At 66.9% G+C, this 18,191-nt stretch carries 18 protein-coding genes; 6 read left to right on the forward strand and 12 right to left on the reverse strand.

The annotated features are described in order from the left end of the window. Window positions 1-74: 74 nt before the first annotated feature. Both gatD and MXF70_RS09730 read left to right on the forward strand, forming a co-directional pair. Window positions 75-1,376, forward strand: coding sequence for a Glu-tRNA(Gln) amidotransferase subunit GatD (gatD, locus tag MXF70_RS09725; protein ID WP_248515440.1), 1,302 nt, complete (start codon window positions 75-77; stop codon window positions 1,374-1,376). Then, window positions 1,373-2,377, forward strand: coding sequence for a GNAT family N-acetyltransferase (locus MXF70_RS09730; RefSeq protein ID WP_248515441.1), 1,005 nt, complete (start codon window positions 1,373-1,375; stop codon window positions 2,375-2,377). Before gatD ends, MXF70_RS09730 begins: the two co-directional genes overlap by 4 nt. A gap of 51 nt (window positions 2,378-2,428) precedes the next feature. On the opposite strand, the gene MXF70_RS09735 is transcribed toward MXF70_RS09730, so the two are convergent. The 7 genes from MXF70_RS09735 to MXF70_RS09765 all read right to left on the reverse strand — a co-directional run bounded on the left by MXF70_RS09735 (window position 2,429) and on the right by MXF70_RS09765 (window position 9,997). Beyond that, window positions 2,429-2,704, reverse strand: a complete 276-nt coding sequence (locus MXF70_RS09735) for a ubiquitin-like small modifier protein 1 (RefSeq protein ID WP_248515442.1) — start codon at window positions 2,702-2,704, stop codon at window positions 2,429-2,431. 51 nt (window positions 2,705-2,755) lie between these two features. Continuing rightward, a complete protein-coding gene (locus tag MXF70_RS09740; RefSeq protein WP_248515443.1) occupies window positions 2,756-4,183 on the reverse strand; it encodes a DUF8167 domain-containing protein in 1,428 nt (475 codons plus the stop codon). Continuing rightward, entirely contained in the window at window positions 4,180-5,463 is a 1,284-nt protein-coding gene (locus tag MXF70_RS09745; protein ID WP_248515444.1) for a potassium channel family protein, read from the reverse strand. Before MXF70_RS09745 ends, MXF70_RS09740 begins: the two co-directional genes overlap by 4 nt. A 146-nt stretch (window positions 5,464-5,609) precedes the next feature. Beyond that, window positions 5,610-7,175, reverse strand: coding sequence for an HPP family protein (locus MXF70_RS09750; protein WP_248515445.1), 1,566 nt, complete (start codon window positions 7,173-7,175; stop codon window positions 5,610-5,612). 151 nt (window positions 7,176-7,326) lie between these two features. Then, complete coding sequence (locus MXF70_RS09755) at window positions 7,327-8,052, reverse strand: nucleoside phosphorylase (RefSeq protein ID WP_248515446.1); 726 nt, start codon at window positions 8,050-8,052, stop codon at window positions 7,327-7,329. Between the two features lie 45 nt (window positions 8,053-8,097). Next, complete coding sequence (locus tag MXF70_RS09760) at window positions 8,098-9,006, reverse strand: ATP-dependent ribose-1-phosphate kinase (protein ID WP_248515447.1); 909 nt, start codon at window positions 9,004-9,006, stop codon at window positions 8,098-8,100. A 100-nt stretch (window positions 9,007-9,106) separates the two neighbouring features. Further along, the gene (locus MXF70_RS09765; RefSeq protein ID WP_248515448.1) at window positions 9,107-9,997 is read right to left on the reverse strand and encodes a DUF63 family protein; all 891 of its coding nucleotides are present in this window, start codon (window positions 9,995-9,997) and stop codon (window positions 9,107-9,109) included. 184 nt (window positions 9,998-10,181) lie between these two features. Between MXF70_RS09765 and deoC the strand changes: the two genes are divergently transcribed. After that, window positions 10,182-10,892, forward strand: coding sequence for a deoxyribose-phosphate aldolase (gene deoC, locus MXF70_RS09770; protein WP_248515449.1), 711 nt, complete (start codon window positions 10,182-10,184; stop codon window positions 10,890-10,892). A 1-nt stretch (window position 10,893) separates the two neighbouring features. Here deoC and MXF70_RS09775 read toward each other — a convergent pair whose 3' ends face one another. Then, window positions 10,894-12,144, reverse strand: coding sequence for a hypothetical protein (locus MXF70_RS09775; protein ID WP_248515450.1), 1,251 nt, complete (start codon window positions 12,142-12,144; stop codon window positions 10,894-10,896). Window positions 12,145-12,277: 133 nt separating this feature from the next. On the opposite strand from MXF70_RS09775, the gene MXF70_RS09780 reads away from it, so the two are divergent. Then, entirely contained in the window at window positions 12,278-12,544 is a 267-nt protein-coding gene (locus tag MXF70_RS09780) for a hypothetical protein (RefSeq protein WP_248515451.1), read from the forward strand. A gap of 161 nt (window positions 12,545-12,705) precedes the next feature. On the opposite strand, the gene MXF70_RS09785 is transcribed toward MXF70_RS09780, so the two are convergent. Further along, complete coding sequence (locus MXF70_RS09785) at window positions 12,706-12,906, reverse strand: DUF7835 family putative zinc beta-ribbon protein (RefSeq protein ID WP_248515452.1); 201 nt, start codon at window positions 12,904-12,906, stop codon at window positions 12,706-12,708. Between the two features lie 357 nt (window positions 12,907-13,263). On the opposite strand from MXF70_RS09785, the gene MXF70_RS09790 reads away from it, so the two are divergent. Further along, window positions 13,264-13,818 (forward strand): HIT family protein, encoded by a 555-nt coding sequence (locus tag MXF70_RS09790; protein WP_248515453.1) that lies wholly within the window; start codon window positions 13,264-13,266, stop codon window positions 13,816-13,818. Between the two features lie 62 nt (window positions 13,819-13,880). Here the strand turns inward: MXF70_RS09790 and MXF70_RS09795 are convergent, their stop codons facing one another. Continuing rightward, the gene (locus MXF70_RS09795) at window positions 13,881-14,789 is read right to left on the reverse strand and encodes a sensor histidine kinase (RefSeq protein WP_248515454.1); all 909 of its coding nucleotides are present in this window, start codon (window positions 14,787-14,789) and stop codon (window positions 13,881-13,883) included. A 171-nt stretch (window positions 14,790-14,960) separates the two neighbouring features. On the opposite strand from MXF70_RS09795, the gene MXF70_RS09800 reads away from it, so the two are divergent. Continuing rightward, window positions 14,961-15,887: a cation diffusion facilitator family transporter gene (locus tag MXF70_RS09800; RefSeq protein ID WP_248515455.1), complete on the forward strand. Its 927-nt coding sequence runs from the start codon at window positions 14,961-14,963 to the stop codon at window positions 15,885-15,887. Window positions 15,888-15,957: 70 nt separating this feature from the next. Here the strand turns inward: MXF70_RS09800 and MXF70_RS09805 are convergent, their stop codons facing one another. Both MXF70_RS09805 and purB read right to left on the reverse strand, forming a co-directional pair. Beyond that, window positions 15,958-16,674, reverse strand: a complete 717-nt coding sequence (locus tag MXF70_RS09805; protein ID WP_248515456.1) for a fumarylacetoacetate hydrolase family protein — start codon at window positions 16,672-16,674, stop codon at window positions 15,958-15,960. 114 nt (window positions 16,675-16,788) lie between these two features. After that, on the reverse strand, window positions 16,789-18,180 hold the full coding sequence (gene purB, locus MXF70_RS09810; RefSeq protein ID WP_248515457.1) for an adenylosuccinate lyase: 1,392 nt from the start codon (window positions 18,178-18,180) through the stop codon (window positions 16,789-16,791). Between the last annotated feature and the right edge of the window lie 11 nt (window positions 18,181-18,191).

The raw sequence follows: 18,191 nt of genomic DNA on the forward strand, positions 1-18,191 counted from the left end.
GCCGAGCGGGAGAAGTCCCGCGATGCGTCCCTCGAACGGGAGGGTTCAAGAGCCGCGGGACGGAACGCGCCAGTATGAACGCAGGCGACCGGGTCCGCGTCGATCGAGCGGACCAGACCTACGAGGGCGTCATGCTCCCCTCTTCGACGCGCGAGCATCTGGTGGTGAAGCTCGACGGCGGCTACAACGTCGGGATCGACCGCGAGGACGCGGACGTCGAGGTCCTCGAGACCGGTGTCCACGAGATCGAGGGCGCACAGACGGACGCCGACGGCCACACCGAAGTGTCGTTCGACGAGGCGCTCCCGACGATCTCGCTGATCTCGACGGGTGGAACGATCGCGTCGACGGTTGACTACCGGACGGGCGCGGTGACCGCTCGCTTCGACGCCGAGGACGTGCTGCGCGCCGTACCGGATCTCGCCGGCCGGGCGAACTACCGGGGCCGCGTCGTCGCGAACATCCTCTCGGAAAACATGACGCCGGACGTCTGGCGGGATCTCGCCCGCGCTGTCCACGAGGAGATCGAGGCCGGCGCCGACGGCGTCGTCGTCATGCACGGCACGGACACGATGCAGTACTCCGCCGCCGCGCTCTCCTTCATGCTCGACTCGCCGGTCCCGATCGTCTTCACCGGCAGTCAGCGCTCTGCGGACCGACCGTCCTCGGACAACGTGATGAACGCCGTCTGTGCCGTCGAGGCAGCAAAATCCGACTGCGCGGAGGTTCTCATCTGCATGCACGCCTCCGAGTCCGACGACGTCTGTGCGCTCCACCGCGGGACGCGCGCGAGGAAGAATCATACGTCCCGCCGCGACGCCTTCGAGACCGTCGGCGCGGCACCGCTCGGCGAGGTCGACTACGCCGTTGCCGGCGACGCGGACCCTGGCGGTGACGCCGACGTCGATGCCGAGGGCGCTGGGGTCAGCTTCCGCCGCGAGTACGCCCAGCGCGGCGACGCCGATCTCGCGCTGCACGACGAGATCGAGTCGAACGTCGACCTCGTGAAGTTCGCTCCGGGCATGAACGAGCGCATCGTCGAGATCGCTGCCGAGGACGCCGACGGCCTCGTGATCGAGGGTACCGGTCTCGGCCACGTGAACACCGACCTCGTCCCCATTCTCGAGGACGCCATCGAGGACGGTACGCCTGTCGTCATGACCAGCCAGTGCATCGACGGCCGGATCTGCGACCGGGTCTACGACACCGGTCGGGATCTCCTCGACGCCGGTGTCATCGAGGGCGAGGACCTCCTCCCGGGCACCGCGACGGTGAAGCTGATGTGGGCACTCGCGAACCGCCCCGACGCCGTCGCCGAAACGATGCGGACCCCGATCGCCGGCGAACTGACCGAGCGATCGACGCCGTGGGAATGACCAGTTCGTTCGCGGTCCGCGACGCTCGGCTGGAGGACGCAACGGCAATCGAGGCGATCGCCGCGGAATCCTGGCCCGACCGGGATGGTCTCGAGTATCTCCCGCGCGTCTTCGAGTCGTGGGTCGAGAACGACGACGCCAGGACGCTGGTTGCGGAGGTCACCGATGAAAGCGCCGTTCCCGACGGCGCACCTGCCGTCGCGGGCATCGCACAGTTCACCATGCTCTCCGCCGAGGAGGTCTGGGCGCAGGGCATGCGCGTCCATCCGGCCTACCGTGGCGATGGCGTTGGCAGCCGGATCGTCGAGGCTGGCTTCGACTGGGCGCACGAGCAGGGTGCGACCGTCGCCAGGAACATGGTCTTCTCCTGGAACGGGGCCGGGCTCGGCCAGTCCCGAGCGACGGGGTTCGAGCCAGCCACGGAGCTACGTTTTGCCAGCCCCGAGCCGACCGCAGGCGCGGATCCGTCCGATCACGGCCCCGACGACGCCGAAGCTGTCCTCGATCCCGCGGCTGCCTGGCGCTACTGGACGCACAGCGACGCGCGCGAGCAGCTCTCGGGACTCGCTGCCGACGACGCGGAGACGTGGGCCGTCCGGGAGCTCACCCGTGACGACCTCGACGCAGCGGCGGCCGGGGGTGCAGCAGCCAGCGGGGAACCCACCGACGACGAGGGGCTTGGAACCATCGCGATTCAGCACGGGGACCGCACCGTCGCGATGGCCGTTCGGTCACGCGTTGACGAACGAAGGACGGAGGAGGACGAGGAAGAGGGGGAGCAAGAACGGATCGCCATTTTCGGCGCTGCTGCCTGGGACGACGTCAACGCCTGCGCGTCGCTTACGTCAGCGATCGCCGCCGACGCAGCCGCCGTGGGTGCGGACCAGACGCGCGTTCTGATCCCCGAAACGGTTCGCCACGTCAGCGACCTCGCGGCCTGTCGCGTCGAGATCGGCGACGAACCGGATTTCGTTCTGGCAGCGGATCTCACTGGTCGGTAGGTCGACGACGCTTCCGGCTATCGAACACCGGTGGCGTTCCTCTGGCCTCGCTCACCCACCGCTGACCGGCGGGAACAGCGCCAGCTCGTCGCCGTCGTCGATTTGGGTTTCGAGGCCGTCCTCCGTCGCCGTCACGTCGGTCCCGTTCCGAAGGACGTTGACGTGCTCGTACACGGTGCCGTCGTCGTCCAGTACGCGATCTTCGAGCGCGGGTCGGTCCGCGAGGAGCGCGTCGAGGGCTTCCCCGACGGTCGTCGCTTCCTCGTCGGCAGCCGCGGTGTCGGTTCCGGCGACTTCCGCGAGGTCCGCGAAGAGCTTCCAGTGCATGCTCGCGCCTGGGTGTGCCAGCCCAAAGGAATGTCGGGTCGCGTCGGTCGATCAATCGTCGGGATTCGGCGGGGTCGCCGGCCCTTCGGTTCGTTCGTCCGACGTCGCGGAATCGGGTCTACTGGTGGCCGCTCGCGCCTCCAGCTTTCGGATTCCTTCCGGCCGTCCGACGACGTAGACGGTCTCGCCAGCGCTGAGGATTCGATCGCCGGCCGGGATCGCAGTGACGTCACCGTTGCTCTGGAGCGCGGCGACGGTCAGCTCGATCGACTCGACGGGCTGTCCGTCGAGATCGCTCCCTGCCACGACCGCGACCGAGCTCATCGTCTCCTCGGCGTTCCGGAGCAGCGAGGCGAACTCCCGCTCGGTCTGGACCGAGGCGGGGAGGGTCAGCAGTCGATACCGAACGTCGTCCTCCAGCAGGTCGGCGTCCGCGTCGTCGACGGCTACTGTCACCACGTCCCCGACGGCGGCCCGAAGCTCTCCAGTCGCGATCTGTGTCGGCTCGCTCGGAGACTCGTCGACGGTACCAGATTCCGGCTGCTGATCGCCGGGGGCAGTGCGGGGGTCGCCCCCAGGTTCGTCCTGGGGCTGCCCGGTGGACCCCTCGTGGGGTTCAACGGGTCCTTCGCGGTGCTCAGTGGATCCGTCGTGAGTCTCGGCGGCAACGCCGTCCTGGCCCTGCGTAGCCGAGCCACCCTCTGTTGCAGTGCCGTCACTACCAGCAGCATCGACCTGATCCCGCTCGGGCGGTTGCCAGATCTGTACGCGATCGCCAGGCGTGGCCGTGAACGCTGGATCCGCCCGGATAGCCACGGCGACCGTTCCCGGCGCGAGCGTCTGGCCGACGCCGGCGAGCCGACGGCCCAGCGCGAGATACTCGACGCCGCCCTCGTCGTCGAGTTCGACGTCGACGTGTCCCACCTCGTAGTCGCGCTTGAGCCGCTCCACGAGACGCTCCCGGAGCTCGCCGACGGTCATCCGGCGGGGAAACAGGAAGGTCGTTCCCGCGAGATCGGCCTTGACGTCGGCCGGGACCGGCTCGTAGCCGTCGATGTCCTCGATCGTCTCGGGGACGCGGACGCGAATGACTCGACCGGCAGCACGGACCAGCGAGCCGACGTCGGACTCCATCGTTCGAACCGTATCCAACTGCGGCAAGTCGCTGGCGAGGCGCTCGCCGAACCGCCGCCCCGCGTCGGCCGCGATGGCACCTGCTGCGAAGGCAGCCAGCGTGAATCCCGCCGCCGACCCGCCAACGAGCTGGTCCGCGACGAGGCTCTTCTGGAGTGTCGCCGTCGTGTTCAGCGCCGTCGCGACGATGGAGACGCCGAGGAGGACCGGGACGCCCTCTGGGATCGAGCCGCCGCTGTACCAGCGATAGACGAACGCGGCCACCGCTGCCACGGCTGCCGCACCGATCCCCATCGCGAGGATACGGGCCGCGGTTGGCACCACGTCGACCGATTCGTGGATCACGCGGCCTCACCCTGGAACGCGTCGATCGCACCGCGGGATCCGACGACGAACAGTTCGTCGCCGGCCGTCAGTGTCGTCGAGCCGTCGGGGGAGAACGTCCAGGTTCGCTTGCCAGTATCGGATCGGACGCTTCGAACCGCGAGCACTGCGACGTTGGATCTGTCCCGGACGGCCGCCTCGCCGATCGAGGTTCCATCGAGGGGCCCACCGGCGGTCACCGTGAGCTTCGCGATACGCTTGCCCGAGCGTCGGAACAGGGAGAGTAGTTCGAACTCGCGTCGCCGGCCACGCGATCGAACGACGATGCGCGCTCGATCGTGGGAGAGCAACTGAAGTGCCCGCGATCGCGGGAGCGCAACGGTCACGCGGCCGTCTCCGCCAGTCGTGGTCGGTGCCGACGTCGTGGCCGGAAGGATCGACGCTGCGTCACCGGAACCACCGCCGTCGGTCAGGAGGTGGCCCCCGTTCCCGGACGCGACCGGGGCGCCGCCGTCGGTCGCGGTCGAACTCCCAGACCCGCTCGCTGACGCCGATCGAGCGGAGACGACGACGCCGTCGAAGCGCTCGTTGCCGACCTCTATCCGTACGAGTTCGCCGCGGGCGATCCCCGTCGGAACGAGCGCCGCGACCGAGACGGCACGGTGCCCGGAGGGAACCCGACGTGAGAGCCCGCCCATCGGCGGCGCCGCGGCGATGGAGGCCTGCCCCCGATCGTCCATCGAGACGGTTACGTCGGCGAGATCGTAGTCGGTGCGAAGGCGATCCTCGAGACGCGTCTCGAGCTCGGAGATGGGAAGGTCGGCGGGCAGATCCCAGGTGCCCTCCGAGAGTTCGGCGCGAAGGTCGGGTCCAAGTGGCGGATACCCTTCGACGTCGTCGACCTCGCCGACTGGCGTCACCGTCACCTGGCCGATCCCGCCAACGACGCTAATCACGTCGGCCGAGAGGGTCTGCTTGCGTAGCGACCGTAAGGAGAATCGTCTCGGCATCGTCGCCCCCAGTTTGTCGCCCTGGTTGTGCGCGTAGAGTGCGAGCATCATGATCACGACGAGGGCGACAAGCAGGCGCGGCGACTGCGAGACCGTCGGGTCGATCAGTCCGAGCAGCCCGCCGTTGACGCCGGCGATCGCCACGGCGAGAACGACGACTCCGAGTCCAGGCAGCGTCACGCCGGTGAAGTATTTGAACACGAAGCCCAGAACGCCCGAGACGAGTGCCGGGATGATCCCCGTCAGCAGTCCGATGTAGAGGCCGAGAACGAACTCGGAGGGGAGGCTCATGCACTGTGGCAACGACGCCACGGATAAACCAGTACCGGCAACGGCGAGCCGGCGACGTGCGAGGGGTGCAAAGCGCCGGCCAGGGGGAGCGTCCACTCACGAGGACTCCAGATCCGGGACTCCCGACGGCCTGGTCGCGAACCGGTTCAGGGCCGCCCAGCGTGAACGACCAGGAGGTCCGTATCGACGGTGTGGACGCGTTCGTACGTCGGAGGTGAGAGCATCCGCGACACCGGACTACGGTCCGTGCTCGCACCGAGAACGATCAGATCGTTCGCCGGCGCGTGATCGCCGAGAAACTCCTGAACGTCGGCGCGGGCAACGAGCGTTCCGAATCGGCCCTCGTAGGCGTCGACGACGTTGGCACACATCGCCTCTGCCTTGCGCCGCTCCGTCTCGGAGTCGATACAGTGGGCGACTGTCACGCGGCCCGCCGGACCGGCGATTCGTCGGGCGAGATCCACCTTGCGGTGCGCGAGATCGCCGGCCGACCGGATCGGGACGAGCACCTGCAGCCAGCGCTCCCGATCGACGCGCGCGGCCGCCACGTCGAGTTCGCTCGCGAACAGCGACGTGACGAACCCGTCCTCGTCGGGGCCGTGGAACGGTGCCAGGATCAGGTCACAGCCCGTTTCGCGGGCGGTTTCCCGAGTAACTGTGGCGGGGTTGGAGCCACGAGCCACGACGACCTGGCAGTTCGTGCCGGTGGCGTCGCGGAGCTCGTCGGCCTGCGCTTCGAGACGGTCGACGATCGCTTGCTCGGCGGGCCGTTCCGGGTCGTTGTGTGTGGCGTCTTCGCTGCCATCGTCACCGGGAGTTTCGTTGCCGTGCGTGCCCCGAGCGTCGTCCTCGTCCCCGCCAGAAACGGTTCCGGCATCGACAGGCTGTTTTCTCTCGGCGTCGGGCGACCCGCTGTGCTCGGGGTCGGGCCGCTGCGCATCACTGGCCCCCACGCAATCCCCGTCACCTGATTCAGGCTGTTCACCGTCCGCGTGTCGTTCCTCGGGCCCGTTCGCGATGCCAAGCAACACGAGTCGGCCCTGGTCGTGGCCGCTCGCAATCCGCGCGCCGAGTCGAGCGATCGACTCGCATCCATCGACCATCGGGACGAGTACGTCGTCGTCTCGGCCGGTCGTCGCGTAGAGGAACTCCGCACGATTCTCGTAGATCGTGTCGTGCCAGGCGACGTAGACGCCAGCGACGATCGTGCTGGCGATCGCGACGCTGATCACGTAGACTGTCGGCGGCGCCTCCTGGACGAGCAAGAGGAGTGCTGCGGAGTACCCACTCGGTTCCTCGACGTCGAGCGCCCACGTTGCCCCGCCGGTCAGGAGCACTGCGAGCATTGCAGCCCAGGCGTTGACATCCCCACTGCCGGGACTCCCGAGAGTAACTAGCGCGATCCAGCCACAAATTGCGCCGATCGTGAGCCCCGCGACGAACCGGATCGGCGAGGCGTAGCGACCCTCCGGATCGGCAAAGAGCGTGTATGCGCCGGAGGCAAGCGGCGGAAAGAGCAGGAACGAAAGTGAGGGGACGGAGTTGGCGAGCGCCGTCACGGCGGCGATCGTCAGTGGAACGAACAGGAGAACCGACGCGTGAATCATGTTGTCGGTGTCTTCGATCCACCGACGGAGCGCCGACTGTTCGCGCCGTTCGATCCGGCGCAGTCGTCGTCGTAGCCGTCGAAGACCGTCGCGGACCCTACCCATCGGTCTCAGCTATCTGACGGCTCCGTACTCAGGTGCCTTGGCCCGTTCGGTCCGGGATCCGGTGAGCGACAGTCGCTATCGGAGTTCTGGGGTCGGGGCTCCAGGGCCGGAGCCCCGGGTGGAATCCAAGGTTGGGGTTCCAGGGTCGGAGCTACAGGTCCGTCGTCGCTTCGAGGGCGAGGTGAATCGCTCGGTCGACGTTGTCGCGGGCCTTGGGTGGCAGCTCCTCGTCGTCGGTTTCGCCCTTCTGCGTCCCCTCAACGAGATTCCCGTCGACGGTGCAGATCGCACCCGCTCGCATGTCGTGACGTCGGGCGAGCGTGAACAACGCGGCAGCCTCCATCTCGACGGCGAGCATGCCCGCGTCTTCCCAGTCCTGGACGTAGGCCTCCGTTTCGGCGTAGAAGGCGTCGTCCGTCGCGATCGGGCCGACGTGGACGGCCTCGTCGTTGGCTCGCGCGGCGTCGACGAGCGCGGTCAGAACGTCGTAATCCGCCACCGCCGGGACGGTCGCGGACTCGTAGCGTTTCGTCGTCCCCTCGTCTTTCGCCGCGCCGGTCGCGACGACCATGTCGCCGATTTCGATCCCGGACTGGAGCGCACCAGTCGTCCCGACTCGCAGGAGGGTATCGACCCCCACAGCGGCCAGCTCTTCGGCGGCAATCGCCGCGGAGGGGCTGCCGATCCCCGTCGAGCAGATCGTCAGCGGCCTGTCTTCGTAGACCGCGTTCGCGATCGTGTACTCTCGGTTCGAGGCGACCCACTCGACGTCGGTGCAGTGCTCGGCGATCCGCTCGACGCGATCGGGATCTCCGGGCACCAGCGCGACGTCCGTGAGGTCGCCCTCCTCGACGAGAAGGTGGGGCTGCTTTGCCATACCCCGGCTTGGCCGGGTCGCGAGAAAAATCCCACCACTCCATCCTCACTCGAGAAACGACGCAAGGACGTCGGGATCGAGGTCACAGCGTGCGCCCACCTGCCGGCTCGCGATCGCGCCGCAGGCGTTCCCGACCTCGAGCGCTCGTCCGTGTTCTCCGCCGTCGAGCCAGACGGAGAGGAAGCCCGCGACAAACGCGTCGCCTGCTCCAGTCGTATCGACGGCCTCGACCTCGAAGCCTGGATGGGAGTGCTCTCCGCTCGCGGGATCGCAACAGGTCGCACCGCCGGCACCGTTGGTTTCGACCACGATCGCGTCGTCTGGAGTGACAGTCTCCGTCCCCCCTTCCGTCCTTCCTTCGTCGTCGCGGTCAGTGCCAGATTCGTCGAACAGCGCTGCGATCTCCCGATCGGTGCCGAACACCAGATCCACGTGGTTCATCACGCCGTCGAACGCCCGCTCTCCAGCGCGTCGGCCCGGATCGAGGCTCACGGAGCAGCCTGCCTCGACGGCGAGTGCGGCGAGTCGCTCGGCCGTTCCCACGCGCTGGCCAGTCAGGTGGACGTGATCGACGTCGGCGACGTCCTCGGCTCCGACGTCTTCGGGGTCCAGCGCCTCGTTGACGCCGTCGAGGCCGAGCACGCTGACGTCCTCGCCCGTCACGAGCAGGTACTTGGTGCTCGTCTCTCCGGACACGATCTGGACGCCGTCGACGTCGACGCCGCGTTCTGCGAGGGATTCTCGAACGAGCCGGCCTGGTTCGTCGTCGCCGACGCTCCCGAGTAGCGTCGGTTCGACTGAGAGGGCTGCAAGCCCGCTCGCGACGTTCGCTGCGCTGCCGCCACCATTTCGATGTCGCTCGCGGATCACTGCCTCCTCGTCGGCGCCCGGCAGCCTGTCGGCGACGAGCGTCACGTCCCAGTTGACGTGGCCGGCGACGAGGACGTCGGTCATTGCTCGATCGTCCGTGCGGCCGTGAGAAAAATCGGCCGGTCCACTCCGGACGACGTCCGGAAGCTACCGCACGGCGGCGATCGCCCGAATACGAGCCGACTCAGCCCGAGATGGCGAACAGAATCACGTTGTTCATACCCGGCCCGAGGCCGAGAGCAGCGACCGCGGCGAGGGCGAGTCGAGCCTCCTGGGGCTCCTCCCGAAGCCACTCGCGAAAGAGGACGACGACGGCCGAGGCGACGAGGAGCTTCACGAGCACGAACAGCCAGCCTGCGCCGATGAACTCCGCAGTCGGAAGGGCAGAACCCGCGTCGAGAATCAGTTCGGACACGGGCGAGCGTTCGTGCACGTCGAGCATGTCGTAGCCGACGGCCGTCGAGACGCCGTCGAGGGCGTGGGCGAGGACGACGACCATCCCGGTCCACGACGCGAGCGCCGCGGAGTCGGTGAAGCGCACCCCGATGATCGCCCAGGTGATCGCTGCCGCGACGCCCGTCGCCGCGATGGTCACCGCTACCGGGAGCGTATCGAGGGTGCCGTTCTGGAACGCCTCGATGAGGCCGAGAATCGTGAACGTCACCACGACGCCGGTACCGATCACGCCGAGATGTCGGTTCGGCGATCCCTGGGTCATCGCGGAGTAGAGCGTCGTCATCACCCAGACCGAGCCGGCAACGATGGAGACCGTCGCGTAGACTGCCGGTGTTCCAAAGAGTGGCTCCACCCAGCCCGGAAACTCTCGAACCTGATGCAGTCCGTGGAGTACGCCGCCGGTCATCATCCACGGTGCGAGTGCGACGACCGTCGCGTTCGTTACTGGCGGCGATAGCGTCCAGAGCAGTGCGCCCACCGTGAGCAGCCCGAGTAGCAACGCCGCGACGTACGGCAGGGGTGGCAGCCCGAACCCGTCGGGGAGCACCCCGCTCACCTGCAGGATCGTCCCCACGATCGGACCGCCCCCGGCTGCTCCAACCACGACAGACGGGTTCATTATTCTCAAGGCAACACGGGGGAGATATATAACGAACGGGGTTCGGCAACGATATCGTGTGGCAATGGCACGGTACCACGTCCGTGGAATTCGGGAACGCGAAATCCGGCAAGAAGTGAACCGCGGGCGGACGGGTTCGAGTTCGATCGCGAACGACTATCTGGGTCGCGACCGACTCGCCGGTATGACCGGCTCCGGACCCCACGGTCGCAGCAGCATCGCGGACGATCCCGCGGCGCTACCCGATCTTCCGACACGCATCGATCACACCGTGCTCGGACCGACCACCACGCCGGCCGACGTGGACCGAGCGGCGGCGACGGCCGACCGTCTCGGCACGAACGTCTGCGTACCACCGTGTTACGTCGATCGCGCTGCAGCCGTCCTCGGAGCAGGTAGTGGCGGTGCGGTCGTCACTGTCGTCGGCTTTCCTCACGGCCAGTACACTCCGCAAAGCGCGGTCAGCGAAGCCACAACGGCAGCCGCCGACGGCGCCGACGAACTCGACGCCGTCGTAAACGTGGGGCGAATCACGGCTGGCGACGGGGCGACCGTCCGCGAGAATCTCTCACAGATCGTCGGCGCGACTGATCTGCCCGTGAAAGCGATCGTCTGTGCGCCGCTGCTCGATCAGGAGGAGCTCGAGGGTGCCTGTGAGATCGCAGCGGAGGCCGGTTGCTCGCACGTCAAGACCGCGACGGGGTTCAACGGCGGTGGTGCCACGGCGGACGACGTCGCGGTGATGGCGGAGTATCTGCCGGTGAAAGCCAGCGGCGGCATCGGCTCGTGGGCGGAGGCCGCGGCGATGTTCGAGGCGGGTGCCGAGCGGATCGGTGCCTCGAGCGGCGACGTGATCGTCGCGGAGTGGCGCGAGGCCATCGAGGCTGCGGAGTGATTCAGCGGTACCGCTGGGCCACGATCGCGAGCAACAGTCCGGCGTAGGCCAGCGCGCCGAGCACCGCCAGTCCGCGGCCCGCGTCGATCGCCAGTGCGACGGTGTCGCCGGGTCGTCCGTCGCCAGCGAGTACGGCGACTAACTCGATCGAGAGTCCGCCACCGAGAAGGAGCATCGAGGTTTCGGCGGCCCGTTCACCACGCTCGCCAGCGACTGCGGGCGGGTAGAAGTGGTAGACGACGCCGAGGATCGTCAGGCCCAGGAATCCGAGCAGTCCGAGCCGCGGGTGGATCGAAATCAGCGACAGCCGCTCGCCGAGCCCGATCAGGCCGCCAGCGCCGACCGTCACGAGGCCGCCGATGGCTCCAGCGACCACCCCGTAAGCGCCGAGCCGTGGCGCCGGAGCCCGTCGCACGAGCAGCCCGACCAGTACTGCGTGACCGAGCACGGCAACCGCAAGCAGCGCGATCGCACCGTGGAGCAGTCCGTCGGCGGATCGTGCTCCGATCCCGAGATCGAACCAGCCGACCAGCAGCGCCGGGCCCGCGGCACCGCTCGCGAGCACGACCCAGACGATCGGATCTGGAACGTCGGCGCGAAGCAGCCGAGGAAGCAGGCGAGCGCCGATCGCGAACACCAGCAGGGCTGCGGTGCCGACGGCGAGAAGGTGGGAGATCCCGATCGAGCTGTCGATCGGTCCGGGTAGGTCGAGAACCGTCCCGGCCAGCGAGTAGGTGGCGATCGCGAGATAGCCGAGTGCGATCGGCATCGCCGCGTTCGCGACGCGGTCGAGGCTAGCGAGATGGGCTTTCGAGTCGGCCGTGCCGGTCTCGGCGCCCGTCATATTGTCGCGGATCGTCAGCGCGATCGTCACGAGAAACGCCGCTGCACCGATCGCCCAGAGGAGCGCCCCGACGTCTGTGGCCGTGCTCGGTTCGATCGGAAGCTTTTCCGCTGCCATGATGCCTGAGCTCACTGCGAGACAGAGCGTTCCAGCCACCGAGAGGGGAAGCTGGGTCAGTGGCGCCCGCGGGAGCGCGAGCTCGCGGTCGAAGTACGCCGGTAGCAGTCCATACGCTTTCCCGAAAATGGTGTGGAACACGAAGCCGTAGAGCCCCATCGCGACGACCGTGGTGCGCGGCGCTTCGGTGAACGCGGCCAGCGTGCAGAGTACGAGAAACACGGCTCCTGCCAGTACGAACCCGCGAGCGCCACGAGAGACCGTCGCTGCACTGGACACAGTGTGAGTCACGACCCCCGGCACCTAATGATCGGGGACGAACGGGTTCGGTCGATAGGTGATTCGTTGCTTAGCCACTCGATTGCTTCCGCGAGGCCGCTACCGGACCCACGGATACTTTCCCGCCGGCGTCGTGGTCACGGGCGTGCTATCACTCCAGCTCGAGGAGTTCATGATCGAACTGAAGGAGGGATCGATCAAGAACGTCGGCGCGACGAACAAAGCAGGAACGGCCAAACTATACGACGTCGACGCCGCGGAAGCGCGACCCTTCGGCGACGAGCGCATCAAGCTGGCCTTCGCCGATGACGAGGGCAACGAGATCGAGGTCGCGCTCGCGCCAGACCAGGCGTCTGCGATCGCTCACGAAATTGGATCGTTGACGACGGAGGGCGGCGGTTCGGCCGAGTAGCTGGGGTCGAGCGTCGCTACGGGTAGTATCTGGATCCGGCAAAATCGGAAATTGGGGAAGTGAGAGTGGTGCCAAGGGGTCCCCACGGTGTGCCCATCGGGCGTCTGACGTGACGGATTCGCCAGAGTGCTCGCCTGTCTCTCGCCGTGCAGGCGGTGCCCTCAGGCGTTGTTCATCCGCTGACTGTCGCGTTGGCCACACCGCTGGCATTCGGCGACTCGATAGGGCTCTCGTGAGAACTCCGCGTTCTCCGGGTTCCTGCTCTCGGCAAGGATCTGCACGGACACCTGGTGGAGAGTGTCCGCTTCACATGCCTCACAGTACTCGTCGAGCCCGTCGAATGCGCCGTCAGTCGTCGCCATGCCATCCATTACTCCGCCAACTCGGAGTATAAGTACCCTCGTCCGTTCGGGGAGTTTTGGACCGTTCATCGCACGACGGCGCCGGTATATCTCGGTTCAGTGGTCGAGACGCGTCTATATCGTTCAAAACGCTCTCTCGGGGATTGTTTCAGGAATAGCGCCGATGGTCGACCAAAGGTTTAAAAGAGGTTCTCCACCTCTCGGCTGCGACACAGTGGACCGCCGCGCGCTCACCGATCCGGTGCCTCGAGTGCCACCGCGGTTCACGACCTCCTCCGATCGCTCACCGGGGACTGGTCGGCGGGGCAGCCTCGCCGGACGACAACTCCCTTGGTGCCGGCTCGCGAGGTGGCGAGCATGGACCAGGTGTTTGCCCCCTGGCGCATCGAGTGGATCGAGCGCGAGGACACAAACGAGACCGTCGAGGAGTGCGTCTTCTGTGAGTTCCCGGAAATGGACGAGGATCGCGAGAACCTGATCGTGGCCCGGAGCGAGCACGCGTTCGTCATGTTGAACAACTACCCATACAGCCCGGGGCACGTTATGGTGATCCCGACGCCCCACGGCGGTGATCTCCGCGATCTCGACGAACTGGTGATGCTCGATCACGCAAAACTGCGAGCACGGACGATCGACGCGCTCGAGACGGCGTTCGACCCGGTGGGGTTCAACGTCGGCCTCAATCTCGGCGGCGACGCGGCCGGTGGCTCCATCGACGACCACGTCCACACCCACGTCGTGCCTCGCTGGACCGGCGATACGAACTTCATGCCGGTCATATCGGACACGACGGTGATCGTCGAGGCCCTCGAGGCCACGTACGATCGGCTTCACGCGGCGTTCGCGGAGCAGAAGGGTGCGACAGTTCCGGGTGACGACGCCGCTCGGGCGGTTCAGATCTCCTTCGACTAATCCCGACTACTTATCCAAAGGGCCACTCCAACGGCCGCTCCGCACTGTTTTCTGGGAACTGATCAGGAGAGGACGATCCTGACGACCGTCCCACGCGGTTCGTTGTCGACGATGAAAATCTCGCCGTCGCCCTGCACGACGACCGATCGCGCGATCCAGAGACCGAGCCCCTCCGAGTGGAACATCGGACTCTCCATCCCTTCCTCCAGCACCGCCCGCTCCATCTCCGGCATTCCGGGGCCGTCGTCGGCGACGTCGACGTGGACAGTTCCATTTGGCTGACGGTTCAGCGCGACGCGCACGGACGGCGAATCGCGATCGCTGTGTTCGACCGCGTTCTCGAGTAGTTCGTCGATGGCTTCCTGAAGCCGTGGATCGGCCTCGAGCTCGAAGTGGTCGGTCGCGTCGACCGTGAACGACGCGTTCGGATACCGTCCGCCGGTGACGGCGATCCTGTCTTCGACGAGCGCCACCAGATCGAGGGGTTCCTCGTTGGTCTCCTCAAGCACGAGATCTCTGAGGAGTCGCGTCTTCTCCGTGATCGACACGAGCTGTTCGGTCTGCTCTCGGATTGTCTCCAGATGGGCTTCGGACTGTGGATCGGGGCCACGACCATCTTCGTCGACGTGGGACGCGACGAGCTCCGTATTGCCCGCGATAACGTTACAGCTGTTCCGGAGATTGTGCCGTAGAATCCGGTGGAGAACGGTCGTCTGTTGGAGCGCACGGTCCAGTCGCTGGTTCGTCTGTCGCCTGGATCGTTGACCGTGTCGGACGAGAACAAACAAAAAGACGGACGAGCCAGCGACGAACAGCCATCCCTTCGCCGTCTGCACCGTGTTCGACAGCTGTGCATCCACAATCAGGGCCGCGACGAGCCGATCGGACACGAGAATCCAGGCACCGCTGACGACGGCGTAGACGACGGCGATGTCGAGTGCGGAGCCAGAGTAGGGGAGATAGTCCGTCACTGCTAACGCTGTTGTACAGAAACGTATCACGCGACTAATTTCTTGTGGGTGGCTATCGCCGACGGTATCGACAGCTGTCGGGATCGTGCCGACTGAGCGCCGGACGCGACAGCGATTCCCACCGTCGCCTGGACCGACACCCCCTTGACGCGCCTCTGCCAACCGTGGCGCGTGTCGAGTCGTCAGGCGCTCCGGCGGGCGGGAGCCGTCGTACTCGCCGTCAACGTCGGGCTGGTACTCGCAAAGGCCGGCGCGTGGTATCTCTCGGGATCGCTCGCGGTCGGCTCCGAGGCGGTCAACAGCCTCGCGGACGCCTCCTACAGCCTCGTCATCCTCGCCGGGCTCTACCTGACGACGCAGCCGCCCGATCTCGAACATCCACACGGCCACGAGCGAATCGAGCCCTTCGTCTCGCTGTTCATCGCGGGCGCGATTATCCTCGCCGGACTCGCCATCCTCTACGGTGCTGTAACCGCTGTCCTCGCAGGGAGTGTAGAGGCCCCCGCGGGCGCCAGCGCGGTCGCGGTGCTCATCGTTGCCATCGTCGCGAAGCTGTGGCTCTACCGGTACTGCAAGGGGGTCGCCGAGCGTGAGAACTCACCGGCGGTCGCAGCGACCGCCGTCGACAATCGTAACGACGTGCTGGCCTCCGGCGCCGCGCTGCTCGGCGTCGCCGGCGCGCAGGTGGGCTACCCGATCCTCGATCCGGTCGCCGCCGGCGTCGTCGCCATCTTCGTCTGCTACTCGGGGATCGACATCGTCCGGGACAACCTCAACTATCTGCTGGGCGCTGCCCCGCCCGAGCCGCTCCGTGAGGAGATCCTCGCTCGCGCCCATGCGCATCCCGACGTCGAGGGGGTCCACGACGTGATCGCACACTACGTCGGCCCCGAGATCGACGTCTCGCTGCACATCGAGGTAGAGGGCGATCGCACGCTCGCGGAAGCCCACGACATCGAGTCGGCTGTCGTCGAGTCTATTCGGGATCTCGATTCCGTCGACGACGTCTTCGTTCACGTCGATCCCAAGGAGCTGGGTGAGTGGAAAGTGTCGTCTGACGGTGGTTCCGACGAAGGTTCCGATGATCCGGAGGCCTGAGGCAGTGGGATCGACGAGACGGATGTGTGGAGCGGGGATCGACGATTCACCAACCTTGGCCGGTCGCAGATTACGGAGTTTGGACGGCGTTCCGGAGCGTCCCGACGCCCTCGTAGGTAATTTCGACATCGTCGCCCGGCTCGATCAGCCCGGGGTTTTCCGGACTGCCGAACGCTACGACGTCGCCGGGACGGAGCGTGAACCGTTCGGAGAGATACGAGACGATCTCCGCGACGCCGAAGAGCATCATCTCCGTGTTCGCTGACTGACGGCGCTCGCCCGCGACGTCTGTCCGCACGTCGATCGAGGTGGGGTCGACGTCGGTTTCGATCCAGGGGCCAAGCGGCGCCGAGCCGTCGAACGCTTTTCTGGCGGTCCGACCCTGCTGGTCGAGCGCGTCGACGTCGTTCATGACCGTGTAGCCTTGCACGACAGAGTCGACCGCCGATTCCGAGACGTTCCGGCAGCGTTCGCCGATCACCGCCGCGAGCTCGCCGGCGTAGGTCAGTTCCGAGGTGAAGGAGGGATACGAAATCTGCTGACCGTGAGCGAGGAGAGCAGCCGGTGGCTTGATGAAGAAGTCCGGCTCGTCGGGCCGCTCGTAATCCATCTGGTCGAGCGTGGTCGCGTAGTTCCGACCGACGCAGTAGAGCGCGCTCGGTTCGCAGGGCGGAAGCAAGCGACCGTCTTGCCCCACCTCGTAGCGGCCGTCATCAGCGTGCACGACGCCATCCTTGTACTCACCCGCGACGGGACCATCCGGCGTCAGCAATCGGGCGATTCGCATGCGAGGGGAAGCGACCGCTGGCGAGAAAGACCTGACGCTCGCAGCGATGACGTTCAAAGGGATGTGAGACTGTGTCTGAGGGTGAGTGAGCGAGTGAGATCCGTTTCGGCCCGATCAGTTCGCCGTCTCGTCGAGGTCGTCGACCAGCTCGTCGGCGACGCCGGTGTAGCTCGCCGGGGTCAGCGCCTGCAGTTCCTCGCGAACGGACTCAGGCACGTCGAGCTCCTCGAACAGGCCGTGGAAGTCCTCGAGCGTCACCGACTTGCCTCGCGTAAGCTCCTTGACTCGCTCGTAGGCGTCGCCGTGGCCCTCGCGGCGGAGGATCGTCTGGACGGCCTCGCCGATGACCTCCGGCGTGGCCTCCAGTTCCTCGCGCATGACCTGTTCGTTGGGAACGACCTTGCCGAGCCCGTCGAGGGTCTTCGAGTAGCCGATCAGGCAGTGGGCGAATGCGCCTCCGATATTCCGCTTGACCGTCGAATCGGAGAGGTCGCGCTGTAGTCGCGAGGTGGTGACGTACTCCGCGAGGAACTCGAGGTCGGAGTTCGCCTTCGAGAGGTTCCCCTCGGCGTTCTCGAAGTCGATCGGGTTCACCTTGTGGGGCATCGTGGAGGAGCCGGTCTCGCCCGCCGCCGCCTCCTGGCCGAGATACCGATCGGAGACGTAGAGCCAGGCGTCGAGCTCCAGGTCGAGCAGCGCGTTGTTCGCCCGCACGAGCGCGTGGAACGCTCGCGCGAGATCGTCGCAAGGGTTGACCTGCGTCGTGAGCGGCGTGAACTCGAGTCCGAGGTCCTCGACGAACTCGCGGGCGAACGATCGCCATTCGACGTCGGGGTAGGCCGCTGTGTGGGCCGCGTAGGTGCCCGAGGCCCCACCCAGCTTGCCGGCGAGGGACGTCCGTGCCTGTCGCACGTCGGCGTGTAGATCCGCGATCCGGCCGGCGTAGACGGCCATCTCCTTGCCGAACGTCGTTGGCGTCGCCGGCTGGCCGTGGGTCCGGGCGAGCATCGGGACGGCCCGGTACTCCCGTGCGAGGTCGGCGAGTTCGTCCCGGACCTCGACGATGGCCGGTTCGATTACGTTCTCGAGTGCGTCCCGGACCAGCAGCCGGTGGGCAAGGTTGTTGACGTCCTCGCTGGTCAGACCGAAGTGGATCCAGTTCGCGGCCTCGAGATCGGCCGGAAGCCCCTCGCGCACGAAGTACTCGATCGCTTTGACGTCGTGGTTCGTCGCCGCGTAGCCGCGGGCGCCCTCGGTCTCGATGCGCTTGACGAGGTCGGCGTCGTCGGCGTCGAACTCGTCGTAGAGCGACCGGAGTTCGGCGCGCTGGTCGTCGTCGATCGCGAGTGGCGTCGCCGGCACGTCCGCCAGGGCGATCAGATACTCGACTTCGACCTGCACGCGGGCTCGCATGAGCGCGGCTTCGCTGGCGTACTCGCGGAGCGGCTCGGTTCGGCCGGCGTACCGGCCATCGAGCGGCGAAACGGCGTAGAGCGGCTCGGGCATGGCCGAACCGT

Source organism: Salinarchaeum laminariae (assembly GCF_023204835.1).
Classification (GTDB): Archaea; Halobacteriota; Halobacteria; order Halobacteriales; family Salinarchaeaceae; genus Salinarchaeum; species Salinarchaeum laminariae.

Excerpts from the sequence above, each read along its gene's own strand:
- gatD (WP_248515440.1), top strand. The coding sequence starts at position 75 with ATGAACGCAGGCGACCGGGTCCGCGTCGATCGAGCGGACCAGACCTAC.
- MXF70_RS09730 (WP_248515441.1), top strand. The coding sequence starts at position 1,373 with ATGACCAGTTCGTTCGCGGTCCGCGACGCTCGGCTGGAGGACGCAACG.
- MXF70_RS09735 (WP_248515442.1), bottom strand. The coding sequence starts at position 2,704 with ATGCACTGGAAGCTCTTCGCGGACCTCGCGGAAGTCGCCGGAACCGAC.
- MXF70_RS09745 (WP_248515444.1), bottom strand. The coding sequence starts at position 5,463 with ATGAGCCTCCCCTCCGAGTTCGTTCTCGGCCTCTACATCGGACTGCTG.
- MXF70_RS09750 (WP_248515445.1), bottom strand. The coding sequence starts at position 7,175 with ATGGGTAGGGTCCGCGACGGTCTTCGACGGCTACGACGACGACTGCGC.
- MXF70_RS09755 (WP_248515446.1), bottom strand. The coding sequence starts at position 8,052 with ATGGCAAAGCAGCCCCACCTTCTCGTCGAGGAGGGCGACCTCACGGAC.
- MXF70_RS09760 (WP_248515447.1), bottom strand. The coding sequence starts at position 9,006 with ATGACCGACGTCCTCGTCGCCGGCCACGTCAACTGGGACGTGACGCTC.
- MXF70_RS09765 (WP_248515448.1), bottom strand. The coding sequence starts at position 9,997 with ATGAACCCGTCTGTCGTGGTTGGAGCAGCCGGGGGCGGTCCGATCGTG.
- deoC (WP_248515449.1), top strand. The coding sequence starts at position 10,182 with ATGACCGGCTCCGGACCCCACGGTCGCAGCAGCATCGCGGACGATCCC.
- MXF70_RS09785 (WP_248515452.1), bottom strand. The coding sequence starts at position 12,906 with ATGGCGACGACTGACGGCGCATTCGACGGGCTCGACGAGTACTGTGAG.
- MXF70_RS09790 (WP_248515453.1), top strand. The coding sequence starts at position 13,264 with ATGGACCAGGTGTTTGCCCCCTGGCGCATCGAGTGGATCGAGCGCGAG.
- MXF70_RS09805 (WP_248515456.1), bottom strand. The coding sequence starts at position 16,674 with ATGCGAATCGCCCGATTGCTGACGCCGGATGGTCCCGTCGCGGGTGAG.
- purB (WP_248515457.1), bottom strand. The coding sequence starts at position 18,180 with ATGCCCGAGCCGCTCTACGCCGTTTCGCCGCTCGATGGCCGGTACGCC.